Origin of the sequence: Mucilaginibacter metallidurans (genome assembly GCF_003286435.2) — a bacterium.
In the GTDB taxonomy this organism is placed as follows: domain Bacteria; phylum Bacteroidota; class Bacteroidia; order Sphingobacteriales; family Sphingobacteriaceae; genus Mucilaginibacter; species Mucilaginibacter gossypii.
Genome location: NZ_CP043449.1, coordinates 6,809,206 through 6,835,621 on the forward strand (window position 1 = coordinate 6,809,206; position 26,416 = coordinate 6,835,621).

The window sequence follows — 26,416 nt, forward strand, 5'->3', positions numbered from 1 at the left end:
AAGGCTCAGTAATTTTTTGTTAAAATAATAACAATATTTGATGTTGAGATATAAAGAATTAAATTGTTAATTATATTTATTGCATGCAAACAGTAAAGATACACACTTCACAAAATATTGAAATTGATTATGAAGTAGCAGGTTTAGGCGAACGCGTTTTGGCGCGTATTGTTGATATGGGCGTTTTTATGGGAATAGGATATATTTGTTACTTTATAATTATCTTCTTTTTTTTAACAACAATACAAAACTTTAAAGGCGATAGCATTCCTGCAGTATTAATAGTAATAGCTATAATATATTCGCTTGCAGCTGTTTTTTACGATCTCGTTGCCGAAGTATTTTTTAACGGCCAAACTATTGGCAAATACGCGGTAAAAATCAAGGTAGTAAGCATCAATGGTTCACGGCCATCATTTGGGCAGTTTTTGCTTCGCTGGGTATTCAGGCTTGTTGACTTTGGGATTACTTTTGGGATAGGGGCGCTGATATCTGTAGCTGTATCCGAAAAAAAACAACGCATTGGCGATATAGTTGCCGGCACAACGGTTATAAAAACCACACCCAAAGCCCAATTAGGCGACCTGGTTTTTGCTTACCAGGATGATGAATACGACCCCACATTTAATAACGTAGCTGATTTAAAAGATTCAGACATTACGTTGATACATGAAGTAATAAGTAATTTTAAAAGTACAGGTAACAGCCAAATAGTATATGACATGGCTGTGCGTGTTAAGGAATATATTCATGCGGATATTCCGCAGGGAATGAATGAGTATGACTTTTTGTTAACTGTAATTAAAGATTACAGCCACGTGGTTGCGCGTATGGGCGTTTAAACCGGGCTTTTTTAAAGATTATATAATTTATATAAGTACGCGATCAGTATGATGTTCCCGGTTATCAGGTAAAGCGTTTTTTTTGCGATGTGCTTTTTATCAAATTTTAACCGGCCATCAAGCAATACAAAAACAAAAGTAACGAGCAGGGGAATGGTAGCAGGGTATAACTGTAAGCTATCATGCATATGACCTTTCAATAAGGCAATAACAGAACGCTGAAAGCCGCAACCCGGACAATCATAGCCGGTGAATTTCTTAAAAGGACAGGGTATTAAATGATTTTGCAGCCATTGAATGAATATCAAATGGCTGCAAAATAAATTATAACAATGCATAATAATTATGCTTGCGGATCAAAAGGTTTTTGGTAATCGCCGGAGCCAAAACGATTGTTCATATTGGCTTCTTTGGCTGATGGGCCTAAATATACGGCATCTCCAAAACCCAAAATCATGACAAAAATAGGGTGTAATAATATAAGGCCAACGGTAAAACCTTCGCTTTTGCCAAAACTTTTACTTACCAAATTAGCCACCCATATTACAAATATAAAATTAATACAAGGGCAAATCATTAAAAGGAACCACCAGATAGGTTTACCTACTATTTCACAAAGAACAATGTAGTTATAAATGGGTATCAGGACGGCCCAACCGGGTTTGCCGGCTTTCACAAATACTTTCCAGGCTCCTGCTGCTGTTAAAATAAGTATAGCCAAATAAATTACGATGGCTACAGTGGGAATGCTGCCCAATCCGGGCGAAGGATAATTTTCCATTTTAAGTGTTTAAGTTGAGGTTTTTTGTTTATATAACTTATTGCAAAATATAAATTTTTTTAAATAAAAATTAAAGAGAACGTATTTATTATGGAACCTGTAATTATAATTTATCCTTAATTTTGACTTGATGCAAAGAGAACAGATTTCGGTTTTTGATATGTTTAAGATAGGTATTGGCCCGTCGAGCTCGCATACGCTTGGCCCCTGGCGTGCCGCTCAGCAGTTTGTGCAGTCGCTTGGGCAACAGGGGGTACTGCCGATGGTGCAGCAGGTTAAGATCTTATTATATGGTTCATTGGCCAAAACAGGTCATGGGCACGGTACGGATATAGCTATATTGTTAGGTTTAAGCGGCGATGACCCGGTTACTTTCGAGGTGGACCAGGTAACACCTAAAATTGAGCAGATCAAAAGCTCGCATCAACTGATCATCGGTGGTATTTTACCATTAAGTTTTTATGCCGAGGATGACCTGCTGTTCCTGTTTAACGAAAGCTTACCTTATCATCCAAACGCAGTAACTTTCCAGGCATTTTTAAGCACCGGAAAGGCAATTTCTGAAACATACTACTCGATAGGAGGTGGTTTTGTGGTGAAGGAAGGTGCTTCAGGGCAATCAAAAGCGGAGGTTGACCTTCCCTTCCCTATTGATACCGCAGCCGATCTGCTGCACTGGTGTATCAAAACGGGTCTTCGGATTTCGGAAGTGGTAGCCGAAAACGAGCTGGCCTGGCGTAGCGAACAGGAAACCCGTACCGGGGCATTGAATATCTTCAAGGCATTAAAAGAGTGTATTTACCGGGGATGTCACACTACCGGCCAATTGCCTGGCGGGTTAAATGTGGCAAGGCGCGCCGCAAAATTAAACGCAAAGCTCATCGGCAACAATAAATACAGCAATTATGATGAATGGGTTGCGGCCATCAGGAATACAGGCGACAGCTTTAAAAATACTTTAGATTGGGTAAGCTGTTTTGCATTAGCAGTTAATGAGGAGAACGCCTCATTTGGCCGTGTAGTAACCGCGCCAACAAACGGCGCCGCAGGCGTGATCCCGGCCGTACTGCAATACTACATCGCTTTTTGCGATGGAAACACGGAACAAAAGATCATCAACTTTTTATTTACCGCAAGCGAGATTGGGAGCATTTTTAAAAAAGGCGCTACCATATCGGCAGCTATGGGTGGCTGCCAGGCCGAAATAGGTGTATCATCGGCCATGGCTGCGGCTGCTTTGACCGAATGTATGGGCGGTACACAGCGCCAGGTACTCATGGCTGCCGAAATAGCCATGGAACATCACCTCGGCCTCACCTGCGACCCGATTGGCGGGCTGGTACAGGTCCCCTGCATTGAACGTAATACCATGGGGGCCATTAAGGCAATAACAGCATCACAATTAGCGCTGCAAAGCAATCCCGAAAAAGCTAAGGTAAGCCTTGATGCCGTGGTAAAAACCATGTGGCAAACCGCGCTCGACATGAACTCGAAATACAAGGAAACAAGTGATGGCGGATTGGCAATCAGCATCCCGATCAGTTTGCCGGAATGTTAATTGTTTACTTCTTAAACAGTCTTGAATCAAATTCAAAAAATTCGGTATTAATAATTTTTATTGCTTTAAAATCGGGGTGTAGAGGGTTGAGCAGGTAGTTAAAATCGCCCGCAACAGTGGCCGATGGTACCTGGAGCGCTAAATATTTGTTGGCTTTCACAAAGCTGTCCCCAGTTTGCTGTGTTGCTTTGATCAGGGGGTTACTATTCCACTTTTCGGGTAACTGAGCAGTGCCAGGCTTAAACATCTCTGCATTATCAGGCAGCTCAATCGTCGCCATAAAATAATCAGCAGGCATAAATCCAAGCGGTGTATGTACGGCTACTTCGAGTACAGCCAATGCGCGTGACGAAGAGGTATAAACCACGGCAGTTCCTTTACTGTTCCAGCGCCCGCCGTTTAGTTCAGCGCCCCTGCCGCTTAAGTCATGAATGTAAGCTTGTTTACTTAAGCGATAAACGATCATGCAAGTATGCCATGTTCAATACGCCCCAATTCATCGCGGATCATATTGATCCCAAAGGCTGTATCCAAAAGTTCTTTAGGCTTTACTCCGCCCAGGGGGATGCTTTTATAATCCATCCAGGCGTAAAACTTATTTTCATCGCCAAAAACCTCAATACCTTTCTTATAAAGTAATTCGATCATGATTATCTTTTCAGAATAAATAGGATCAAAGGTTTTGTTTTCCTTTTTATAACGTTGAATAGTTCGCTCGGAAAGATGAAGGTACGAAGCCCAGTCATCAATATTAAAATGGATATGATTTGATAATTTGGTAAGATAGGGGAATGAGATTCCTTCCCTTACCATAAAGGTTAAATTAACCTCATCATCATCAAGAAATTTATAGGGTTTTGGAGCACTCATGGCATTCATCGTAAATTGTCAATGAATTTACGACAATTGTCGTCGAAAAGCAAATCTTATTTTTTAGCAAAAATAGCCACTACTGCCGTCCTCAGTTTATCAACCCACATTCCATACATTTTACCGGATGGATGCAAACCATCGGTCGCCAGTAAGGTAAGATCATTCGCCGCCAATTTAGAAATGCCTGTTATTTCAACATAATTAACCTTAGCATTTTCACTTATTTCACGGTTAATATCATTGAACTGATCTATCTCAGGGGCGATAACGGCATCCTGCCCTTGAGCAAAAGGAGTAACGCCATAGTCGGGGATAGACAGCACAAACACATGCTCGCTGATACCGCCAGCAAATTTAATGGCCGTATTTAAAACCTGCTCAAACTTAATGCGGTAATTTTCCTGGCTTAAGCCATCGTATTGATCATTTACACCTATCAGCAACGTGACTACATCATAAGTATTGCTTTTGATGCTGCTTTGATCAATAGCTTCAATGAGTTGATCGGTTGTCCAGCCGGTGCGGGCTATGATAGTCGGCGTATTTACTTTAATGCCTTGTAACTGGTTAGCCAGTTGATTAGGAAATGCCTGTTCAGGGGGCACAGACTGGCCTATGGTATATGAATCGCCGAGGGCAAGGTATGTTAGGGTATCCTTTATCACGGTAACTGGTTTTGACGGGGGATTATTATAGCTAACCGGCGCCGGCGTGTTTTTGCCTGCACAGGCCGATAATGTAATTGCTGTGAGTAAACTGAAAATTATTCCCTTCATTTATAATATCTCCATACCAAAAAGTACGGAAATATGATGTTTAAGGATTTTTTTTACTTCATTAATATCAACCTCATACCCAAGTTCCTGCTGCATGGAGGTAACAGCCTTATCGTCAATACCGCAGGGCACTATGTTTTTAAAATAGCTCAGATCGGTATTTACATTAAGCGCGAGGCCGTGCATAGTAACCCAGCGACTGCAGCGTACGCCCATGGCGCATATTTTACGGGCCTTGTCATTATCGGCATCAAACCATACGCCGGTATAACCTTCATAACGACCGGCCTGCAGGCCAAAATCGGCGAGGGTAAGGATCACTGCTTCTTCCAGCGTACGCAGGTACAGGTGGATATCAGTAAAAAAATTATCAAGGTCCAGTATCGGGTATGAAACAATTTGCCCCGGCCCATGATAGGTAATATCACCGCCCCTGTTTATCGGGTAATAAACAGCCTGCTTTTCTTTCAAGCCTGCCTCATCCAACAATAAATGCTCGGGCTTGCCGCTTTTACCCAGGGTATACACGTGCGGGTGCTCGCAAAATACCAGATAGTTAAAAGTTTCGTCGGCTTCGATAGTATCGTAGGCCACAACAGTCCCTGCGTTTTTAGCAGCTGCTTCGTAAGCCGTTTCACGATTACGGTTGTCTATTTTAGTTTTAACCGTTTCACTAAAAAGGGTTTCCTGTTTATCCCAGGCCTGCTGGTAATCAACCAGGCCCCAGTCCTGAAAAAATACTTTCTTGTTTTTCATCATTCGCCCTTTACGTAGCCTATCATATAATCTTCATATTGCAGATAGCCTACTGTATAATCAATGGTGGTATCTTTTTTATTTAATTGCGCATTTACCACGCCATGATGCTCAAACTGAAAAGGCTCCAAAAAAATGTTATCGGCAAACGAAACCTCTTTTTGCCCGTTGCACTTATAAACAGCTTCTTTGGCGCACCAGCAAACATATAATTGCTCAATTTTTTGCGGCCCGTTTATAAATTTCAACTCTTCCTTACGCATAAACTTGTTGGCAATGCGTTCAACTTTTTGCTTAATCTGCTCAATATCAATCCCAACCTTATATGTTTTGCTGATCATCACAGCGGCATAATCAAATGAATGGCTTAAGGAGATATGGTAAGGAAGGTTTACCAGGTAAGGCTTGCCATGCTCATCAACTTTACAATCAATATACTCATCGGTACGGAGCATTTTACGCAGCAGCACGCGAGTACCCAGCCAGTGCAGGTGCCGCTTGCCATTGCTCAGGCTTTCTACAAAATCCTTTTCCTGCTGATCAAGTTGCAATTGGCTGTACAGGTCTGTAGCCTCCTCCTCGATACGCCAGAGTGCAAACTCGGTGTCATCATCAATACGCTGCCTGTATGCTATCGCCATAAAAGTAAAATTGCAAAATAGGTTGCAAACATATGTCAAAAAAAATTAAATAATATCAGCGCAGCTACATATTCGTAATCGGCTGAACCATATCAGGTTTAGGAGTTGTTTCTGCGCTATCTGAACGCATTTCGCCGGCCAATATTGTTTATAAAAGCCGGCGCCGATTAGGCTAATTTTCATAATTTAGCGCCAGCAATAACCTGCCTGTATGATACTATCTGATAAGCGCATCCTCGAAGAAATTGAACATGGCCATATTATTATTGAACCATTTAACCGCGAATACCTGGGCACTAACTCGTACGACGTTCATTTGGGTAAATATTTGGCTACTTACCGTAGCCGGGTGCTTGATGCTAAAGTTCATAATGAGATAGATGGTTTTGAAATTCCGAAGGATGGCTTTGTGCTTCAGCCCAATACCCTTTACCTGGGCGTAACAATGGAGTACACCGAAACACACCGGCATGTTCCGTTTTTAGAGGGCAAATCAAGCACAGGGCGTTTAGGTATCGATATTCACGCAACAGCGGGTAAAGGTGATGTTGGTTTCTGCAATACCTGGACACTTGAAATTTCATGTGCCCAGCCGGTGCGCATTTACGCCGGCATGCCCATTGGTCAGCTTATTTATTTTGTAGTTGAAGGCGAGATCGAAACGCTGTACAACAGCAAAGCCAACGCCAAATACAACAACCCTACTACACGCCCTGTTGAAAGCATGATGTGGAAGAATAAGTGGTAGGCTTAAGCCACAAGTATTAAGTTGAGTGTCTCAAGTTGGTAATCTTAAGTATTCAGTATAGAAAATAAAGTCAGATTTTCGACCAAAGACTTCGAACTTCAGACTTAATACGACTTGGTACTTTTTTGCGTATCTTGGTAGTTCAAGATTTATCTTTCTATGAACCTAAAACGCCTATCGGTTGGAATCCTGATCACCTTAATTGCCGGTGCTATCTTAGCTTTTATAAAACCCGATGATGAACTGGTAACAAAAATCATTGCCCAGCTTGATAAATGGCGTACCGAGCATCCGCAGGAAAAAGTTTACCTGCACTTTGATAAGCCCTATTATGCCATTGGCGAGGATATCTGGTTTAAAGCCTATGTTACCATTGGCAGTGAGCATAAGCTTTCGGCTTATAGCGAAACCCTGAATGTTGACCTTATTGATGATAACGATTCGGTGAAACGCAGCCTTAAACTTCCCTTAACAGCCGGCCTGGCCGCGGGCGATTTTGCTTTGGCCGATAGTATGACTGAAGGAAATTACCGCATCCGCGCTTATACCAACTGGATGCGAAACGAGGGAGAGGCCTATTTCTTCAATAAAACCATCACTGTGGTAAACGGAATCAGTAACAAGGTTTTCACCAAAACCGCCTATGCCTACAGCACCTTAAACGGCAAACAAAAAGTAACTGCTATTACTACATACACAGACCTCAACGGTATAGCCTACGTTAATAAACCAGTAAGCTATGAAGTTGAAATAAACGGGAAATCAATCGCCCGGGGGAAAGGTATAACTGATGATAAAGGGAACCTCACAGTCAGCTTCACAACCGGTCAGGCAGTTTCAATAACATCCGGCCATATCAATACCGAGGTTAAATTGGATGAAAAGCATACTATAGCCAAAGCCGTACCTATAAAAACGCTATCAAATAAGGTTGATGTTCAGTTTTTCCCGGAGAGCGGAAATTTAATTAATGGTGTTTTTGAAAAAGTAGCTTTTAAAGCTGTTGGCGCCGACGGGTTAGGGGTTGATATTAAAGGCTTTATTGCCGACGATCAAAACAACCAGGTTGCGCAATTGGGCAATAGTCATTTTGGCATGGGTACTATTACCTTTGAGCCTGAAAGTGGTAAAAACTATAAAGCGCACATCACTTATGCTGATGGCTCTGAAGGTGTTTTCGATTTGCCCAAAGCAGTTGATAATGGCTATGTATTAAGTGTCAACAGCATGCGCGACGATAAGGTGTTTGTATCCATCGTTCCCGGTAAAAGCACCGGTAACGGCACAGCTTCATTATCGGGTTTAACGCTGATAGCGCAATCTGGCGGCGAGCTTTGTTATGCGGGCAAAAGTAAGGATGGGGCAACATCCTTTTCAGCTACAATCCCTAAAAATAAATTCCCATCGGGCATTGTACAGTTCACGCTGTTTTCGGCAACCGGTGAGCCTTTGAACGAGCGTCTCATCTTTGTTCAAAACCCCGATCAACTTAAGCTTGCCGTTACTTCCGAAAAACAGAACTATAAACCCCGCGAAAAAGTTACTATTAATCTCAACGCTAAAAACAGTGAGGATAAACCCGTTGTGGGTAGTTTTTCGGCATCGGTTATTGATGAATCAAAAGTTACTACTGATGAAGCAAATGAAAGTTCTATATTTTCAACACTGCTGCTCACCTCCGACCTGAAAGGGTATATTGAAAAACCGAACTATTACTTTACTAATGTAAGTAACGAAACCAAGGACAACCTTGATGCACTGATGCTTACCCAGGGCTACCATCGCTTTGAATGGAAACAACTGCTTGCTGATAAATTTACCCCAATAGTCTTCAAGCCCGAAAAATCTCTGGAAGTAACCGGGCACCTCAAAACTTTTGGTGGCAAGCCTGTACCTAATGGCAAGGTTACCCTTTTTTCAACATCGGGAGGAACTTTTATTATTGATACCGTGGCTGATGCCGAAGGTAAGTTTACTTTTAAAGACCTTGTTTTTAGGGATAGTATCAAGTTTGTGATCCAGGCGCGCACTGCTAAAGACCGCAAAAATCTCGACATCACCCTTGATAATGTAACTCCGCAATCTGTTGGGCCTAATAAAAACGCACCCGATATCCAGGTCAACATCAACGATGGCGCATCGGCCTATCTGTTGAACAGTAAAAAGCTTTATGACGAGCAGGTAAAATACGGTATTGGCAACCACACTATCGTATTAAAGGAAGTAGTGATCCGCGAAAAGCGGGAAAACCCATTTAAAAACTCTTCTAACCTTAATGGACCCGGCAATGCAGATCAAACACTTACCAGCAAAAATCTGATGTACGGGGGTGGAATGCTATCCCAGATTTTACAAGGCAGATTAACCGGTGTGATTTTTCGTAACGGCACGCCTTATTCAACCCGCAGCCCGGGAACTCCCATGCAAATTGTACTTGATGGAACCTATGTAGGAAGCGATTTCCTGGATAACTTAAATGTAAATGATATTGCCACTATTGAAGTTTTACGCAGCATTGGCAACACTGCAATTTATGGCTCAAGGGGAGCTGGCGGCCTTTTGGTTATTACAACCAAGCGCGGCGGTGAAAGTGTTTACAATAAATACGCGCCGGGTATTGTCACCTATGCTCCTAAGGGATATTATAAAGCGCGCGAATTTTATTCGCCTAAATATGATGATCCTAAAACCAATGCCCAAATGCAGGACCTCCGCAGCACCATTTACTGGGCACCAGGCTTGTTAACTGATAAGGATGGCAATACATCTATGAGCTTCTTTAATGCCGACGCTAAAGGTACATATCGTGTAATAATTGAAGGTATTGATGTCGATGGTAATTTAGGCAGGCAGGTTTATAGATATAAGGTGGAATAATAAAAATAGAATGAGGGTGTAATTAATCTATTTATATTGTGTAAGTCTAATATTAACTAATATATTAGAATAATAACACTTAAACCTTATGAAACCTTTTCGCATAACCCTTTTTGCTATTTTTTTATTATACAGACTTGCATGTACAGCACAAACTAATACTCTGCTTTTAAACAAGGCTGTTAATTCGCTTAATAAGTGGTCGTCAGCCTATCCAACTGAAAAAGTTTATTTACACTTGAATAAACCTAATTATTTGCCGGGTGATACTATTTGGTTTAAAGCCTATACAGTTATTGGCCCGCAACATCAACTATCTGCATTAAGTAGTGTTTTGTATGTGGAGCTTATAAACCCCAAAGATTCTGTAATAAATCGTAAAATATTCAAACTGGCTTCGGGCACAACACGGAGCGAATTCGCATTAGGCAATTCAATCATTGACGGAACTTACCATGTTAGGGCGTATACAAACTGGATGCGAAACGCAGTTACGGACTATTTTTATGATCAATCTTTCCAAATTGGAGGGATCGAAATTTTGACCAGGCAAGCCGCACAGCAGCATTTAATATCGCAACCCGACGTTCAATTTTTTCCGGAAGGCGGATTTCTCATTAATGGCCTTCGTTCAAAAGTAGCCATAAAGGTGTTAAATGCCGCTGGCCTTGGCGAAGATGTAAGTGGTATCATAACAGATAATACGGGAACCGTTGTAACTGAATTTAGCACACAGCATTTAGGGATGGGGGTGTTTGCACTTACACCGCAAAAAGGTAAAAACTATAAAGTACAGATTACTGATAAAAGCGGCACCAAATTTAGTACTGACCTCCCCTTGGCCAAAGATGATGGACTTGTTTTAACTGTCAATAACAGCATGGCCGACTCACTCAGGATAAAGATCACCCCGGGAGCGCCAACATTTGCACGACAACGTGATTCGACGTTTTATTTGATTGGCCAGGTAGCGGGCAAGGTTTATTATACTACTGCCTTTAAATTATCAGAGCAATCGTTTTTAATTAAAGTAGAGAAGAATAGGTTTCCATCCGGCATATTGCAACTTACTTTATTAGGGCCGGATCATAGTCCAATAAATGAACGTGTAGTTTTTATCCGCGGTAATGACAACCTCAAACTGGCTATAAGTGGTGCCGGCGACAAAGCCCGGGGCCGACAAAAAATGTCTATTGATATTAAAGCTGTAGATATCGATAACAAGGCTGTTGTAGGCTCATTTTCGGTAGCGGTAATTAATGAAAGCAGGGTTAGCTTTAATGAAGACGCAGAACCGACAATAATTAATAATCTGTTATTTACTTCAGATATAAAGGGCTTTATTGAAAAGCCTAATTATTATTTCACAAACATCGACGATAAAAAAAATGCCGATCTTGATATATTAATGCTTACCCAGGGGTACCGGAGGTTTGATTGGCCAAATATTTTAGATGAGAAACTGCCTGCTGTTATTTACAAGCCCGAAGATGCACTTACATTAACCGGAACATTGAAATCATCATCAGGAGGGCTTTTATCTAATGGAAAAATAAGCCTCACATCAACTGCTGATAATTTATTTATTGATACCGTAACCGATGCCAACGGTGATTTTAAATTCAGCAACCTTGATCTTTCCGACACCTCAAAAATAGTACTTAGGGCACGCAAGGAAAACAACGGAAAAAACGTATCCATTTTTGTAAAACAGCCTGACTATCCTGTAATAAATAAGTCTAAGCACGCGGGTGATAATAACGATTTGCTTGATCTATCACCGGAGCAAATCGTAATTCTGCGAATGAATGCTACCGAAATCAGGAAAAAACGACAGATAGATTCTCTTAAAAACGGGGTGCAGCTTAAGGAGGTAAAAATAAAAGGTGAAAAAAATAAAAGCTTGGCGGAATTAAACAGATATGGCACAATACAGGACAGAAAACTTGACATGAGTAAGTTAAGAAATAAAAACTTCAGTTCGTTAGGAGACGCATTGTTTTGGACTGAACCACTTTACTTTGGCCAAAAATCAGCTTATATCCGCAAACCGGCAGCGTCTCCTGTTCAAGCTATTCAAGATACCACCAAGGGATATTAGTGGATGGTATAAGTTACACACCTGATATCTTAAACAGCTTATTAGCCAGTGAGATTGAAAGCATTCATATAATCGCACCCATTGACCCAGAGCATCCGCCCCATCATTGTAATAACTACCAAACGCAAAGCAGGTACAGATACCACCGTACTTAAACAGGTAAATATCACGGCTAAAAGAATTAACAAAAAACCGGACATGAGCTATTCCCAGAACCTGAACGGGCCAGGCAATGCTGACCAGGTAATTATGGGTGATAAAATTGGTAGTGGATGCATTCGTTTGTCTGACTGCCTCATCGGGCGCGTTTTTGGTGTTTATTTTGAAAAAGATGGTAGTCCACGAAATACGAGGAGGAGGAGCGGAAAGATGTCTGTTATTGTTGATGGGAATATCTTAAACGGCGATGCCCTAAATAACGTTAACGCCAATGATATTTATAGTATTGAAGTATTGCGTAGTGGCGCAAGCATAGCGATTTACGGCTCAAGCGTGGGGGCTGGTGCCCTGGTGATCACCACCAAACGCGGGAATAACAATTTTGTAACCAGCGAATCTCCCTCCGGCCTCATAACTTATCCATTTAAAGGATTTTCAAAATCCCGCGTATTTTATTCGCCCAAATACCGGCACACAGCTAATGAAACAGAAGGCACAGATCTGAGAAACGCTATATATTGGCAACCTGATCTTTTTACAGATAAGGACGGCAAAGCAACGTTTGAATATTTTAATGCAGATACAAAGGGCACTTACCGTATTGTTATTGAAGGCATTGATGCCGATGGTAATTTAGGAAGGCAGGTTTATAGGTATAAGGTGGAATGATATTAAGTCCGCAGTCAGAAAGTCCGAAAGATTTAAGCAATGCTAATGTTTATCTCTTTCGGACTTTATTTTTGGCGAGCAAACTTATTTACTGCTCAAATAATACTTCTCCCAAAAATCAACAGATTTTGATATTTCGCCTGCACCGCCCGCCGCACCGCGGCCCATAGCGCCTCCCATACCACCGCGACCTCCTCTTCCGCCACGGCTGCCACCCATGCCGCCTCCGCCCATTCCTCCTCGTCCGCCGCGACCACCACCGCCGCCAAAGCTGCCACCGTCTTGCTCGCCCCCACCTGTGCCTGCCGGGCGCTGGAAACCGTTGATCTTAAAATTAAAAGCCCACTCACTTTTAAAAGCATCATTACCGGCATGGAAAAAGCTCAAGGGTATGGCCGCTTCATAAACCAAATCGCCATTGGCATCGTAATTTATGGCTGTTTTAATGCCGTAGGTATTTGATGTGGTGATCATATCGCCATCAATATCCTTAAACCCAACAACCTTAATATATCGCAGCTTAGTTATCCGCTCGCGCATCAGCTCGTCACGGTCGGCCTGGGTAATTTCGCCGTTATCATCTTTTGGCTTGGCAAACTCCGGCTTCTCATCCGGGGCTGCCAACGGAAAAGTAAGCATAAAACTATCTTTCTTTTTCCCTTTGGGATCAATGCTTAGTGTAATCCCTGCATTTAACACTTTCATCTTATCAAGCCTGTCGCTAATGCGGATAGCTGCATACAGGTAATCCTTATCATTGGCCAGCGCGTAGTTCAGCTTGTTCTCTTCGTTGTAATAACGCAGGCTGTCGCCCCATTCTTTCAGATCGCCATCAATGTTAATATTAGCGGGCGGGCCCTGTAAGCTGTTTTTAGTACTTTGGGCCGATGAATGATGAGATGCCAAAAGTTGTGCAGTTAATGCTAAAACAAAAGCCGGGGATGCTTTTTTCATGTGAAATTTTTTAGGGTTTTTGTGTAACATGATTTTTAAGACCATGGAACACGATTTTAACTTTTTTATTATTGTTTTTGAGTAAATTTGTAGTTACGTATGCCAACTGAAGTACAGGAAGAAACATTTACCCTCGAAGAGTTACTTGCAGGACTTAAAGAGATGCATCGTTTAATACTCTGGAACGATGATTTTAACACTTTTGACCACGTGATCCACTGCATGATGAAATACCTGGATTACTCCGAACCCCAAGCCGAAAAGATAGCATGGAAAGTACATAACGAAGGCAAATGCGCCGTACTGGAAGGCTCCTTTACCGAAATGGAGATCTACCGGAAGATCCTTCAGCAGGAGGGCTTGACAGTTTCAGTAGAATAACACGCTAAAAAATAACCGACATGCTAAAAAGATCATTTTTATTTTTTTTATTAGTCGGTTGGGCAAGCCTGACCGCCTGCGGCCAGGGCAAAAAACTGAAACTGGTAATCATCCGCCATGCCGAAAAGCCCGATGTTGGGGATAACCTTTCGTGTGCCGGGTTTAACCGTTCGCTCAAACTGCCCGAAGTTTTAAAAGTCAAATTCGGTTTGCCCGATCATATTTATGTACCGGCAATGCACCAGGGTAAATCAACCGCGAGGGTGCGCATGTTCCAAACCATCTCGCCGTTTGCTGCAAAATATAATCTTTCTATCAACAGTAATTTTGAAGAAGAGGATGATAACGGCGTGGCTAAAGAGCTTACCTCAAAAAAAGGCACCATCCTTATTGTATGGGAACATAATCAAATTAAACCTTTACTGAAAGCTTTAGGCATGAAAGTTAAAGACCTGGAATGGCCCGATAGTGATTTCGACAGCATCTGGATAGTGACTTTCAAAAAAGGCAAACCATCGTTAACGATGGATAAAGAAGGGATTACGCCGGCTGCGGGTTGTAGTTTTTAAGAATATCACTAAAATCATGTCATTGCGAGCGCAGCGTGGCAATCGCATGCTATACAGAGCGGACTTGCGCACGTGCGATTGCCACGCTGCGCTCGCAATGACATAGAGATTTGTAAATGTAAAACGCCCCGGATTTTCCGGGGCGTTTTACATTTTTATGTTAACTGCCCATTATTCGCTAACCAAGTAATTCCAGCCGCGGGTGTCCGGAACATTACCATATTTAATGGCATCCAGAGTATCAAATACTTTGTTCGAAAACTCACGTGTTTTCGGATCGCTCAGGAAATACTCCTGGCCTTCGTAGCTGATTGAAGCTACAGGAGCTATAGTTGCGGCAGTACCGGCACCAAAGGCATCGGTAAGTTTGCCATTTTTAGCACCTTCAACAATCTCGGCTACAGAAACTTTGCGTTCTTCAACAGTGATACCCCACTCTTTGGCTAAAGCTATAACGGTATCGCGGGTTACACCATCTAATATCGTATCTTTTGCTTCGGCTGTGATCAGTTTACCATCCAGCAGGAACATCGCGTTAGCAGCGCCCATTTCTTCAATAAACTTATGCTCTTTGGCATCAGTCCAAATCAGTTGATCAAAACCTTCTTCGGTTGCTTTGCGGGCCGGCAGCATGGAGCTTCCGTAGTTACCGGCAGCTTTGGCATAACCCATACCGCCTTCGGCAGCGCGGGTGTAGTGTGTTTCAATTTTAACACGCAATGGTTTTGAAAAGTACGGGCCAACGGGGCCAATCAATACCATGTATTTATAAGTTGAAGACGGTGTTACCCCCAGGTACGGATCAGTAGCGAACATGAACGGACGGATATACAAAGCATGGTTTGGCTTTGAAGGTACCCAGTCGCGGTCAAGGTCAACCAGAGTAGCTATACTTTGCAAAAAGATCTCTTCGGGTAAAGTAGGCATACAAAGGCGCTCGGCCGATTTGTTGAAACGGATAGCATTTTTATCCGGGCGGAAAACGGTAATTTTTCCATCAGCATGTTTATAGGCTTTCAGTCCTTCAAAAAACGCTTGTCCGTAATGAAGTGCTGAAATTGCAGGGCTTAGACCAATTTCGCCGTAGGGAATGACCGAGAGATTTTTCCATTCACCGTCCGCGTAATCGGCCACAAACATGTGGTCAGAAAAAGTTTTTCCAAAAGGTAAGTTGTCAAAGTCCGTTTGCTGCAAACGGGAAGCAGTTGTCCTGCTGATCTTGATGTCCAATGTCTCGGTCATGGCATTAAAAATTAATAAATTATAGAAAATGGCAAGTTAGGCATTTTTATGGCCTACGCCAAAAATTTGCATAGTTAAATGGTGATTATCACATATAAAACATCATTTTGACAATATGATTGCCAGGTTCAATTACTATCCAGCACATCATCAACCCAGGCCTTACCCCAGTTCTCTTTTTCCTCTTCGCTCCATACCCAAGGATAAAAGATTCGCTTTTGAAAACGTGGCGGCAGGTACTTTTGCCAGTTAGTGCCGCCTGTTGCCTTAATATCCTCAGGCTCGCGGTTCAGGTAACGCACCGCTGATTTATAATGTGAAAGCGGCCAGTTTACGTTGACATTGATATCCAGCTGGCGCAATTCGTTACGCAATTCAGGAGTCAGTTGTGATGACGAATCAAATTGTTTAGCCAGCGTATTAAAGTTATGCTTAACAGCGGCCTTGCCCAGTTCAATAAATGTTTTTGAATATTTTTTTTCGAACTGTTTAAGTGTCAAAGTCTTTTTACCGGTGGAAAGTTCGGTAGCGCCAAACTTCCAGTACAGGTATTCAAATTGCGTTTCAATAGTTGCATGCTGCAGTTCCTCTCGTTTATCTTTAGCAACCAGGTTTATAAAATCCGTAGCGTAGATCTCGATCATCCGGTACTGGCCAGACTGGAAGCCGCTTGCCGGCAGCAATGACATTCTGAATTTCAGAAACTGCTCTTTCTCCATGCCATCAACCATGATCTCAAACGAGTGGGTTAAGGCTCCAAAATACCTGTTGATCCTTTTTAACCGCGCTGTAAAAAACTCAGCTGTCAGCGGCGCTGCTTCAGCAATTTGCCTGCACTCATGCAGGGCAAGCTTAAAATACAGCTCGGTGATCTGGTGATAGATAATAAAAATCTCCTCGTCTGGAAATGGGGTTTTGGGGTTTTGTAAACTAAGCAGGGTATCCAGGTGGATATAATCCCAATAGGTTAAAAAATCTGCATAAAGCAGGCCATCAAGGTATGAGTTCATATCCTGGCCCATAGCTTCGTACTTTTCCTGCAGTTGATTTAGCCGGTCTTCAATTTCGGTAGAGAAATGCATGCTTCAAAGGTACTAAAATAGTATACTGCTAAAACATATCCGTATTAGGTTGTTATAATGGATACAAGCCTTATAAATATTATTATGAAGATCAGGAAGATACTCATCGGTATTGATGAAAGCGAATTTTCACGTTATGCAGCGGCCTACGCTTTTGATATAGCCCATACCTATAATGCCGAAGTTGGTTTGGTGCATATAGTTGAACCGATTATTGTGCCCACTGATACCCAGGAGGGTTTATTAGGAGGGATGCCATTTGATCCTAATATAAATTTGCCAGGCACAGAATTAGAAACATTGCAAACCGAGCGCTCTGCCGCATTGCTGGATCAGACGGCAAAAGAATGGGGCGAGGGACTGGAAATAGCTCAATTTACCCAATACGGTTCAACAGCCGAGGGTATTATTGAATGCTGTAAAGAATTTAATGCGGACCTGATAGTTTTAGGCACTCACCGCCGTACCGGTATCGATAAATTCTTTTTAGGCAACGTTGCCGAACAGGTGGTCAACAAATCATTGATCCCTGTATTGGTTGTGCCTTATATTGAAGCGAAAAATTAATATAAAAGCCTGAACTTAATGGTATGCTCAATCGCTTTTAACTCGTTCAATACTTCAGTATCATAGCCTGTATTAACATCGGTAATTACATAACCTATTTGCGGGTTGGTAACCAGGAACTCACCCACTATGTTAATATTATGGCGGGCAAATACATCGTTAATTTTAGCCAGTATCCCCGGTACGTTTTTATGGATGTGAATTAAACGGTGGGCATTGTTAACACGCGGCGGCTGCAAATCGGGAAAGTTACAGCTGGTATGCGTTTTACCTTCGTTCATGAAAGCCATTACCCTTTTTGGCAAAAAGTCAGTACTGTGTGGGTTATGTCTCGGGTCGTCAAATATAATGATCCCGTTTTCGGCAGCAGCATCGGCCAGCTTGCGGTTACATTTGCCAAAAATACCAATCACCTTTAACCTGCCTGCATTTTGAACTTGTTCGGCGCTTGGCTGATGTTCTTCGTCGCAAAATAACACACCGGCTTCTTCAAGATATTTTTCTTCAACATCGTCGCGGTGGCGCATGTTGTAACCCTCTTTTTTAAGCTGATCAAGTGCATCCTCATCCACATTACCCACAACCAAACATTTAATACGGTTTTTAGGGTAGGAGATGGCACGCGGCAGTTTATTCAGATAGAGGAACTCGTCAAAGCTTGGGGTAATATGGTCGGCTTTTTCGGCTACTGATTTACGTTCGATGTTTTCGGTAAAAGCGAAGAACTTTTTGATCATGCCCGATTCCTTTAACTGGAAATCAGAATAACCATCACCGATACCATAAATATCGCCCGGTAACTGAAGCTCTTTCAGCAGCTTTACCTTACCGCCCTCCTGCGAAAGGGGATTTTCGCGGTCGTAACCTATAATATTGCCTTCCTCGTCAAACACGAAAGTGTTGGCGTAGATATTTTCTTTTTTGATATGATACTCGGTAACTACCGGGGTAATGAACTCTTTGAACCCACCGGATACGATCAAAACCTCGTCCTGGTGATTTTTAAAGAAGATAGTATTCCGCGAAAAAGAGGTAGAAACTTTCTTTTTAAGATGGCTGATCAGTTGCTTTAAATGATCGCGATTGGCGTTGAGCAATTTTACCCGGCGCTCTAAACTTTCGGTAAACGATAGTTTACCTTCCATCGATGCATTGGTCAAATCTTCTATCTGTTTGTAGATATCTTCGCGGTCGGGGCGATTTTTTAGAGAGATCCGGGCCAGTTCATCAAGGGCCTCAACCTGTGTAAAGGTGCTATCGAAATCAATAATAAAGTACTGTTCCATCTTGGCTGCAAAGGTGCGAAAAAATTTGCTGATAGAACAGGTAGAATTTATAGGTAATTGAAAGCTCTTATTATTTTAACGCCTCACAAATTTCCCCTACCGTCTTACTGATGGGCTTAAACTCAAAGCCTATCGCTTTTTTAATTTTTGAATTATCAAACTCGCGGGTTAATGAAGCTGTTTGTGCCGATGTTTTATCTATAGCCGGAACACCACCGGTTATAGCCGAAACAAAAGCGGCTCCGCGCCAGGCCAGTTCCATCATCCAGGGTTTAGCAAAAATAGCGGGCGGCTTGATGCCGAAACCTTTTGCTATCTCGGTAACCATACCTTTGTAGTCCCGGTTTTCGGCGCTGATGATATAACGCTCGGCCGTAATATTGCTGTTCATTAAACCTACCATGCATTTGGCAACATCTTCTACATCAACAAAACCTATAGTGCCCGAAGTATAAAATTTGAGCCCCTTACGTACCGTGTTGAATAAAGCGCCGCTGCCCTGGATACCGGCACTCGCGCCAATTATCAGCGAGGGATTAACAATAACAGCATCCAAACCTTCGGCAATACCCCGCCAAACCTCCATTTCGCTTTCTAATTTGGATATGGCATAGCCATCATTTTCTGTTGATTGTTCAAGGTGGTGGTTTTCGGTAATTAACTCTCCGGGTTTGGCGGCGCCAATAGCAGCAATCGAGCTTACATGCACCATCCTTATGCCACGTTCATTGCAAAGGTTAACCAAATTGGCTGTCCCCGTAACATTGGTATTGATCATCGGTTTTTTATCCGCCTGCTTTAATGATACCCAGGCGGCGCAATGATAAACTTGTGTAATACCTTCAAGCGCATCGGCCAACGCAAAAATATCCATCATATCGGCGTCAACCCAGTCGATGTTTTCCCGGTATGGCAACAGCAGCTTGGGGATAACTGAACTTGCCCTTTTGGTGCAACGGATTCGCCGGCCGGTGGTAGTTACTAAAAGTTTTGCCAGTTCGGCCCCGAGAAAACCAGTTGCGCCTGTTATTAAGATCATGATGCAAATGTGAATATTTTTTAGCTCAAAGCAGAAGCCTAAGGCCTAAAGCTTTCTTTTTTAAACTTAAGCAACATGGTAACAAAAGCTTTCTGCTTTTAGCCTTAAGCTTTAGGCTAAAAAATCTGCACATTTGCACATCTGAAATCCGCACATTAAATACTTATGTCATTAGCTGATTTTTTTACGCCGATTGATCTTAAAAAGATAGCTCCTAAAAAAGGCTATTATACCAGCCAGCTTGGCGATAAAATTGTGCATTATTCTGTCGATTTTCCTGATTTGGAAGAGAAAACTGATATCGCTATTATTGGTGTTATGGATGATCGTAATGCAATTGGCAACCCCGGTTGTTCACTTGGCCCTGATTACATCCGCGAAAAATTATATCAGTTAAACGAAGGCGGCTATTCTGTAAAAATTGCCGATCTGGGCAATATCCGTGCCGGCGAAAAGGTAACAGACACCTACTTCGCTGTTAAAACGGTAGTGAGCGAACTGATCAAAAAAGACATCATCCCAGTTATTTTAGGCGGGGGACAGGATCTTACTTACGCCCAGTACCTGGGTTATGAGGAGCTTGAACAGAAGGTTGACCTGGTGGTAATCGATTCGCATTTTGATTTGGATGAAGATAATCACGGCGAAAGTATTGAAACTACTTCTGCTTCTTATCTCAACAAAATATTCCTGCATGATCCCAATTACCTGTTCAACTTCAGCAATCTTGGCTACCAAACCTATTTTGTAAGCCAGGACAGCCTGCGGGTAATGGACAAACTTTATTTTGATGTACACCGTTTAGGCGAACTGAGCGGCAATATTGCTGTTACTGAACCTGCCATCCGCAATGCCAGCATGGTGAGCTTCGATATCGGTGCTATCCGGGCTGCCGATGCCATGGGGAATGCCAATGCCACACCAAATGGTTTTTATGGCGAAGAAGCCTGCCAGCTTTGTCGTTACGCGGGCTTTAATGATAAACTTACTTCGATAGGTTTTTATGAATTTAACCCGGCTTATGATAGTAACGGGCAAACCGCCTGGCAATTGGCCCAAATGATCTGGTATTTTATTGACGGTTTTTATAACCGCAAGCGCGATTTTCCGCTTAACCCTAAATCCCAATACCTTATTTATAAAACCAGCTTAACCCACGACGACCAGGAAGTAATATTTGTAAAAAGTAAAAAATCCGACCGCTGGTGGATGCAGGTGCCTTACCCTTCGGCAGGTTCGCCTAATGAGCGTTTTCATTTGGTACCCTGCAGCTATGCCGATTACAAAACAGCAACATCCGGCGAATTACCGGACCTTTGGTGGCGCACATATCAAAAATTAAACTGATATTCACAATTTTAACCCTTGCTCAGACGTTAGCAGCGTAGAGTTTTTATATATTTTAATGAAGAAATTATTTTTTTACATAGCCGCCATGCTGCCGGTAACGGCGCTTGCACAGGCTACAGACACCTTTGTTATTAATGGTAAATTAGGCAATGTCACCACACCCGCCAAAGTATATTTATCGTACCAACTGGGTGCTAATAATGTTACCGATTCGGCCAATGTGGTTAACGGAGCATTTTCATTTACCGGCACGATATTTAACCCCGTTAATGCCACATTAGCCGTTAACTATAAGGGCTTACCCCTCGAAAAATTTATCGATGGCAACTATAAATATGCCGATAACGGCAGCCTGATTTCAAAGACGGCCGATGACATAGATTTTTTTCTGGAAAAAGGTACCATTACCATCACCAGTAAAGATTCGATAGATAAAGCACAGATCACCGGGTCGCAACTTAATGCAGATAACGTAAAACTCCAGGCACAGTTAAAAGCCATCAATCAAAAAGGCGAAAAACTGATGGCTGAGGCCAAGGCAGCAACGCCAGAGCAGCAAAAATCGGCAGCTTTCAGGAGTGCCATGCAGGCAAGGTATAAAGCCCTGCAAACAGAGCAAAAAACAACTTTAAAAAGCTTTATTGCAGCCAACCCTGATAGTTATTTAAGTTTACTTGCACTAACCTCGGTGAGCGGACCGGCCCCAGACCTTAGCGAAGTTGAGCCATTATACAATTCGTTATCTCAAAAAATCAAAGATACCGAAGCCGGTAAAATGATGAAGGTGCAGCTTGACGCCCTAAAAGTTACAGCCATTGGCTCCGAAGCTCCTGATTTTACACAAAACGACGTTAACGGAACTCCTGTAAAGCTATCGTCGTTCAGGGGCAAGTATGTATTACTTGATTTTTGGGCATCATGGTGCGGTCCCTGCCGCCAGGAAAACCCGAACGTGGTACGTAACTATGCAAGGTTTAAAAACAAAAACTTTACGGTAGTTGGGGTTTCGTTGGATAGGCCCGACGGCAAATCGGCATGGCTGGCCGCTATTAAAAGCGATGGCCTTGAGTGGACTCAGTTATCCGATCTTAAATTCTGGAACAACCAGGCTGCGGCTTTGTACTCGGTAACATCTATCCCTCAAAACTTCCTGATCGATCCGCAGGGTAAGATCATTGCAAAAAACCTGCGCGGCGAAGATCTTGATGCCAAACTGGAACAGCTATTTGGAAAATATAATTAATACTATGACCCAGCCAGGGCAATATTAATTAATATGTCATATTCACCGTTGAATTAGCCGGATATTTAATACCCGGCTAATTTTATTATATTGCGATATGAACTTGACCTCAATTAAAAAAATAGCTTTAACAGCAATTGCAAGCGCCCCTGCTTTAGCTTTTGCTCAAGATACCCAATATACTGTGCAAGGTAAAATTGGCGACTATAACGCACCGGCGAAAGTCTATGTGCAATATCGTAATGATGGAAAAACGGTTGTCGATTCGGCAATATTGAACGGAGGAGCCTTTAAATTTACCGGTAAAACAAGCACAACAACACCTGTAAGCGGTTATATTTTGTTTAACCCCAAAGGTACCGGTCTGCATAGCTCAGAAGATTATCGTTCCATTTACCTTGAACCAGGTACCATCAACGTAAGCGCAACTGATAAAATTGCTGATGCCAAAATAGAAGGTACCAAAACCAATAACGATAACGAAAAATATAACCTGGCCGAAAAACCGATTAATGATGCCTATGAGGCGCTTTCGGCAAAACGTAAAACCGCCACGCCGGAGCAAATGGCCGAACTAAATGCCGAAGAAAAAAAGATCGACGACCAGGATGCGCAGGTAAATAAAAAGTTTATCCAGGAAAACCCCGATTCATATGTAAGCCTTAACGCGCTTGAATCATATGCCTACAGTGCCGATTACGTAGATATTGCCCCATTGTTCAACAACTTCAGTCCTGCTATTAAAGCAACCGAAGCAGGCAAGAAATTTGCCGAACGCCTACCAAAATTAAAAGCTGTGGCATTAGGTGCAACCGCCCCCGAGTTTGCCGAAGCTGATACTGCCGGTAAAATGGTTAGCCTGTCATCATTTCGTGGTAAATATGTACTGATAGATTTCTGGGCATCATGGTGCGGCCCTTGCCGTCGCGAAAACCCTAATGTGGTAAAGGCTTACAACGCTTATAAAGGCAAAAACTTTACCATACTTGGCGTGTCGCTCGACAGGCCGAACGCAAAAGATAAATGGCTGGCAGCTATTCACAAAGATGGCCTCACCTGGAACCATGTATCCGACCTTAAATTCTGGGACAGTAAAGCAGCCGATCTGTATGCAGTACGCGGAATCCCTCAAAACTTTTTGTTAGATCCTAACGGAAAGATCATAGGAAAAAACCTGCGGGGTGAAGATCTGGAGAATAAGCTCGCGGAGATTTTTGGAAAGATCTAATCATATTATTGAAGTCATTGACTGTAAGGCCTTAGCAAAATCAATTTGTTAAGGCTTTTATGTTTGTTTCTCACCCCTAAGAAGCTGTTTAAATTTGAGTCGAATTATTTATGTATCATATTGGAATCATAGCCGTTGGTTTTAACCAACGGAATAATGAGTAATAATAAGGGGCTTCAGCCAAAATTCTTTTGCACAATTGGGCTAAAGCCAAAACTTTTTAGCTTTTTTTTCCGTTGGTTAAAACCAACCGCTATGAATATTTCCCGTTTTTAAACAGTCCCTGAGATTTAGGAAGCAAAAGGAAAAGGGCGGCATTGACCCAAGCTCAACATCAAGATATTTACAAATCTGCAATATCCTTTTACAAGTATAAACAACTATTTTTGAGGGTCATCCCTGATTGTCAATCTATGCTAAAACGCTTTACTCTTATAACTCTTATACTTGCAGCTTTTACTGTAACCCACGCACAAAATAAGATTAAACCTAAGAGAGACACCACCGAGCTTAAACCGGTGATCATCAAAGGTTATCTGAGCGACCAGCCTGTGATAAGCGTACCGGCGTCGGTAAGTGTGCTTAATGCAGCCCAGCTCAAGATCCAGCCTGATAATTCATTTGTAAACGCCTTAAATACGGTTCCTGGGGTACGTACCGAGGAGCGTTCGCCAGGCAGCTATCGTTTATCCATCAGGGGCAGTTTATTGCGTTCGCCTTTTGGCGTGAGGGACGTAAAGATCTATTTTGACGATATCCCGCTTACCGACGCCGGCGGCAACAGTTATTTAAATGCCATTGATATAGCAGCCATACAAAAGGTTGAAATATTAAAGGGCCCGGATGGCAGCTTATTTGGGGCAAACTCAGGCGGGGTAGTCATTCTTAGTCCGCTGAACCGGTATAACGACAGTACCTATATTTCGGCCGGGATAAATGGCGGTTCATACGGGTTGTTTCATGAAAAAGCAGCAGTACAATTAAAAACCGCCAATTACCTGCTCAACATTAACCAAAGTTTTCAAACCTATCATGGCTACAGGCAAAACAGCGATACTCACCGCAACTACCTGCAACTGGCTGATAGCTGGAACTACAGCAGTAAAAACACATTAAAAGCACTGGGCATCTATTCGGACCTGGCCTATCAAACACCGGGTGGCTTAAACCTGGCCCAGTATACCGCCAATCCGAGATTAGCCCGCCAGCCTACGGCAACTTTGCCCGGGGCTATTCAGCAACGCATAGGTATTACTACCAAAATGTATTTAGGCGGCTTAACCAACGAATATCATTTTAACGACCACGTCCGCAACGTGCTGGCCGTGTTTGGGAACCACGTTGATTTCGCCAATCCGTTCATTACTAATTATGAGCAACGCAGTGAAAATACCTATGGCTTCCGTACTTATTTTGAACTAACCGGCGATAATAAACCCAATTTAGACTGGAAAGTTGATCTCGGTTTTGAATGGCAGCAAACCAACTCACATATTGCCAATTATGGCAATAAAAAAGGCGTAAAAGATACCACCCAAACTATTGACGATATCCATACCAATCAGCATTTTGTATTTGTACGTTATGCTGCTGATGTTTATAAACGCCTGCATGTTGAAGCCGCGGTAAGCTTAAATGATTATGGCTACGATTTTAAAAACCTGTATCCGCTTAATCAAAACAACTTTACTAACCGAAACTTTAGCGCGCAATTGATGCCGAGGCTGGCTTTATCATACCAGTTCATTAACGCATTGGCGTGGCGGGCAAGTGTAAGTCGCGGTTATTCAAGTCCTACGACTGCCGAGGTACGGCCAACTGATAATATTGTAAACACAAGCCTGCAGGCCCAATACGGCTGGAATTATGAAGCAGGTTTCCGCCTGCGCAATAGCGACGAAACTTTTATGCTGGATGCATCTGTTTACTACTATCGCTTAAACAATGCCATAGTACGCCGCCTAAATGCTAATGAAACCGAACATTATATCAACGCCGGTGGCACCAACCAGTTAGGCACCGAAGCGTCATTATACTATTGGATTATTCGCCCAAACAGGTATAACTTCATCCGTGGGCTACAACTCAACGAATCTTTTACGTACAGTCATTTCCGGTTTAGGGATTATATGGTTACCAATGCCAGTTATTCGGGTAACAGGCTAACGGGCGTACCTAAAAACGTATTTGTGAGCAGCCTGCAGATCAGGTTCCCTGAAAGTATTGCATTATTTGTTCAGCATACCTTTACTTCAAAAATTCCGCTGAACGATGCAAGCACCGTATATGCGCCAAAATATAACCTGTTGCAGTCCCGCGTTAGCTATCAGCCAACCATTGGCCGTAAAATCCGTTTTGAAATATTTGCTGCCGCGGATAATTTACTGAATCAGAAATATAGCCTTGGTAATGATTTGAATGCTGTAGGTAACCGATATTATAATGCAGCTCCGCTTAGGAATTACTCGGTTGGGATGAATTTTATGTATTAGATGGTTAATAGTTGATGGTTCATAGATCATAGTAAGTAAAGTCCAAAATACTGCCGACGCTCGGCTCCAGCCGAGTGGCGATTATTTCCAGGCCTCTGGCCTATGTACGCCTTGCTTGTTTACGGCGGCCGGAGGCCGTATAATAGTTGCCACTCGGCTCCTGCCGAGTGGCGGCATTTGTAAATAAAAAAGTCCGGTGTTT

At 42.6% G+C, this 26,416-nt stretch carries 25 protein-coding genes; 13 read left to right on the plus strand and 12 right to left on the minus strand.

Annotation, left to right across the window (positions count from 1 at the left end):
- Positions 1-83 precede the first annotated feature (83 nt).
- Positions 84-842 (plus strand): RDD family protein, encoded by a 759-nt coding sequence (locus tag DIU38_RS29300; protein ID WP_112657124.1) that lies wholly within the window; start codon positions 84-86, stop codon positions 840-842.
- An 11-nt stretch (positions 843-853) separates the two neighbouring features.
- Here DIU38_RS29300 and DIU38_RS29305 read toward each other — a convergent pair whose 3' ends face one another.
- Positions 854-1,180, minus strand: coding sequence for a DUF2752 domain-containing protein (locus DIU38_RS29305; RefSeq protein ID WP_112657122.1), 327 nt, complete (start codon positions 1,178-1,180; stop codon positions 854-856).
- A 5-nt stretch (positions 1,181-1,185) separates the two neighbouring features.
- Positions 1,186-1,623, minus strand: a complete 438-nt coding sequence (locus DIU38_RS29310) for a DUF5684 domain-containing protein (protein WP_112657120.1) — start codon at positions 1,621-1,623, stop codon at positions 1,186-1,188.
- A 130-nt stretch (positions 1,624-1,753) separates the two neighbouring features.
- Here DIU38_RS29310 and DIU38_RS29315 point away from each other — a divergent pair, with 130 nt between their 5' ends.
- Positions 1,754-3,181 (plus strand): L-serine ammonia-lyase, encoded by a 1,428-nt coding sequence (locus tag DIU38_RS29315; protein WP_112657118.1) that lies wholly within the window; start codon positions 1,754-1,756, stop codon positions 3,179-3,181.
- Positions 3,182-3,185: 4 nt separating this feature from the next.
- On the opposite strand, the gene DIU38_RS29320 is transcribed toward DIU38_RS29315, so the two are convergent.
- The 5 genes from DIU38_RS29320 to DIU38_RS29340 are packed head-to-tail and all read right to left on the minus strand — an operon-like array spanning position 3,186 to position 6,227.
- Positions 3,186-3,647, minus strand: a complete 462-nt coding sequence (locus DIU38_RS29320; RefSeq protein ID WP_112657116.1) for an RES family NAD+ phosphorylase — start codon at positions 3,645-3,647, stop codon at positions 3,186-3,188.
- Complete coding sequence (gene parS / locus DIU38_RS29325) at positions 3,644-4,051, minus strand: type II RES/Xre toxin-antitoxin system antitoxin (protein WP_243770626.1); 408 nt, start codon at positions 4,049-4,051, stop codon at positions 3,644-3,646. Before parS ends, DIU38_RS29320 begins: the two co-directional genes overlap by 4 nt.
- 56 nt (positions 4,052-4,107) lie before the next feature.
- Positions 4,108-4,830 (minus strand): SGNH/GDSL hydrolase family protein, encoded by a 723-nt coding sequence (locus DIU38_RS29330; protein ID WP_112657112.1) that lies wholly within the window; start codon positions 4,828-4,830, stop codon positions 4,108-4,110.
- On the minus strand, positions 4,831-5,589 hold the full coding sequence (lipB, locus tag DIU38_RS29335; protein ID WP_112657110.1) for a lipoyl(octanoyl) transferase LipB: 759 nt from the start codon (positions 5,587-5,589) through the stop codon (positions 4,831-4,833).
- Positions 5,586-6,227 carry a 4'-phosphopantetheinyl transferase family protein gene (locus tag DIU38_RS29340; RefSeq protein WP_090530799.1) on the minus strand — a complete coding sequence of 214 codons (642 nt, stop codon included), beginning with the start codon at positions 6,225-6,227 and terminating at the stop codon, positions 5,586-5,588. The genes lipB and DIU38_RS29340 overlap by 4 nt, the downstream gene beginning before the upstream one ends.
- Before the next feature lie 211 nt (positions 6,228-6,438).
- Here DIU38_RS29340 and dcd point away from each other — a divergent pair, with 211 nt between their 5' ends.
- From dcd to DIU38_RS29360, 4 genes are all read left to right on the plus strand, one after another.
- Positions 6,439-6,975 carry a dCTP deaminase gene (gene dcd / locus DIU38_RS29345; protein ID WP_112657108.1) on the plus strand — a complete coding sequence of 179 codons (537 nt, stop codon included), beginning with the start codon at positions 6,439-6,441 and terminating at the stop codon, positions 6,973-6,975.
- A gap of 159 nt (positions 6,976-7,134) precedes the next feature.
- A complete protein-coding gene (locus DIU38_RS29350) occupies positions 7,135-9,852 on the plus strand; it encodes a TonB-dependent receptor plug domain-containing protein (RefSeq protein WP_112657106.1) in 2,718 nt (905 codons plus the stop codon).
- 88 nt (positions 9,853-9,940) lie between these two features.
- Positions 9,941-11,953 carry a hypothetical protein gene (locus tag DIU38_RS29355; RefSeq protein ID WP_149354201.1) on the plus strand — a complete coding sequence of 671 codons (2,013 nt, stop codon included), beginning with the start codon at positions 9,941-9,943 and terminating at the stop codon, positions 11,951-11,953.
- Between the two features lie 81 nt (positions 11,954-12,034).
- The gene (locus tag DIU38_RS29360) at positions 12,035-12,781 is read left to right on the plus strand and encodes a TonB-dependent receptor (RefSeq protein ID WP_149354202.1); all 747 of its coding nucleotides are present in this window, start codon (positions 12,035-12,037) and stop codon (positions 12,779-12,781) included.
- Positions 12,782-12,865: 84 nt separating this feature from the next.
- Here DIU38_RS29360 and DIU38_RS29365 read toward each other — a convergent pair whose 3' ends face one another.
- Positions 12,866-13,735: a DOMON domain-containing protein gene (locus DIU38_RS29365; protein WP_146750436.1), complete on the minus strand. Its 870-nt coding sequence runs from the start codon at positions 13,733-13,735 to the stop codon at positions 12,866-12,868.
- 99 nt (positions 13,736-13,834) lie between these two features.
- Between DIU38_RS29365 and DIU38_RS29370 the strand changes: the two genes are divergently transcribed.
- Both DIU38_RS29370 and DIU38_RS29375 read left to right on the plus strand, forming a co-directional pair.
- Positions 13,835-14,116 (plus strand): ATP-dependent Clp protease adaptor ClpS, encoded by a 282-nt coding sequence (locus DIU38_RS29370; protein WP_090530789.1) that lies wholly within the window; start codon positions 13,835-13,837, stop codon positions 14,114-14,116.
- Positions 14,117-14,136: 20 nt separating this feature from the next.
- A complete protein-coding gene (locus tag DIU38_RS29375) occupies positions 14,137-14,685 on the plus strand; it encodes a histidine phosphatase family protein (RefSeq protein ID WP_208057659.1) in 549 nt (182 codons plus the stop codon).
- A gap of 171 nt (positions 14,686-14,856) precedes the next feature.
- On the opposite strand, the gene DIU38_RS29380 is transcribed toward DIU38_RS29375, so the two are convergent.
- The gene (locus tag DIU38_RS29380; RefSeq protein ID WP_112657100.1) at positions 14,857-15,927 is read right to left on the minus strand and encodes a branched-chain amino acid aminotransferase; all 1,071 of its coding nucleotides are present in this window, start codon (positions 15,925-15,927) and stop codon (positions 14,857-14,859) included.
- 128 nt (positions 15,928-16,055) lie between these two features.
- The gene (locus tag DIU38_RS29385; protein ID WP_112657098.1) at positions 16,056-17,009 is read right to left on the minus strand and encodes a tryptophan 2,3-dioxygenase family protein; all 954 of its coding nucleotides are present in this window, start codon (positions 17,007-17,009) and stop codon (positions 16,056-16,058) included.
- Positions 17,010-17,093: 84 nt separating this feature from the next.
- Between DIU38_RS29385 and DIU38_RS29390 the strand changes: the two genes are divergently transcribed.
- A complete protein-coding gene (locus DIU38_RS29390) occupies positions 17,094-17,576 on the plus strand; it encodes a universal stress protein (RefSeq protein WP_167516311.1) in 483 nt (160 codons plus the stop codon).
- On the opposite strand, the gene DIU38_RS29395 is transcribed toward DIU38_RS29390, so the two are convergent.
- Together DIU38_RS29395 and DIU38_RS29400 are read right to left on the minus strand one after the other, a co-directional pair.
- A complete protein-coding gene (locus tag DIU38_RS29395) occupies positions 17,573-18,862 on the minus strand; it encodes an HAD-IB family phosphatase (RefSeq protein ID WP_090530777.1) in 1,290 nt (429 codons plus the stop codon). The two genes, DIU38_RS29390 and DIU38_RS29395, sit on opposite strands and share 4 nt — an antisense overlap.
- 70 nt (positions 18,863-18,932) lie before the next feature.
- Positions 18,933-19,901, minus strand: a complete 969-nt coding sequence (locus DIU38_RS29400; protein ID WP_112657094.1) for an NAD-dependent epimerase/dehydratase family protein — start codon at positions 19,899-19,901, stop codon at positions 18,933-18,935.
- A gap of 165 nt (positions 19,902-20,066) precedes the next feature.
- On the opposite strand from DIU38_RS29400, the gene DIU38_RS29405 reads away from it, so the two are divergent.
- From DIU38_RS29405 to DIU38_RS29420, 4 genes are all read left to right on the plus strand, one after another.
- The gene (locus DIU38_RS29405; RefSeq protein ID WP_091167431.1) at positions 20,067-21,248 is read left to right on the plus strand and encodes a formimidoylglutamase; all 1,182 of its coding nucleotides are present in this window, start codon (positions 20,067-20,069) and stop codon (positions 21,246-21,248) included.
- 58 nt (positions 21,249-21,306) lie between these two features.
- Positions 21,307-22,494 carry a TlpA disulfide reductase family protein gene (locus tag DIU38_RS29410; protein ID WP_112657092.1) on the plus strand — a complete coding sequence of 396 codons (1,188 nt, stop codon included), beginning with the start codon at positions 21,307-21,309 and terminating at the stop codon, positions 22,492-22,494.
- Positions 22,495-22,591: 97 nt separating this feature from the next.
- Positions 22,592-23,722 (plus strand): TlpA disulfide reductase family protein, encoded by a 1,131-nt coding sequence (locus DIU38_RS29415; RefSeq protein ID WP_112657090.1) that lies wholly within the window; start codon positions 22,592-22,594, stop codon positions 23,720-23,722.
- Positions 23,723-24,135: 413 nt separating this feature from the next.
- Entirely contained in the window at positions 24,136-26,214 is a 2,079-nt protein-coding gene (locus DIU38_RS29420) for a TonB-dependent receptor (protein ID WP_112657088.1), read from the plus strand.
- Positions 26,215-26,416 lie beyond the last annotated feature (202 nt).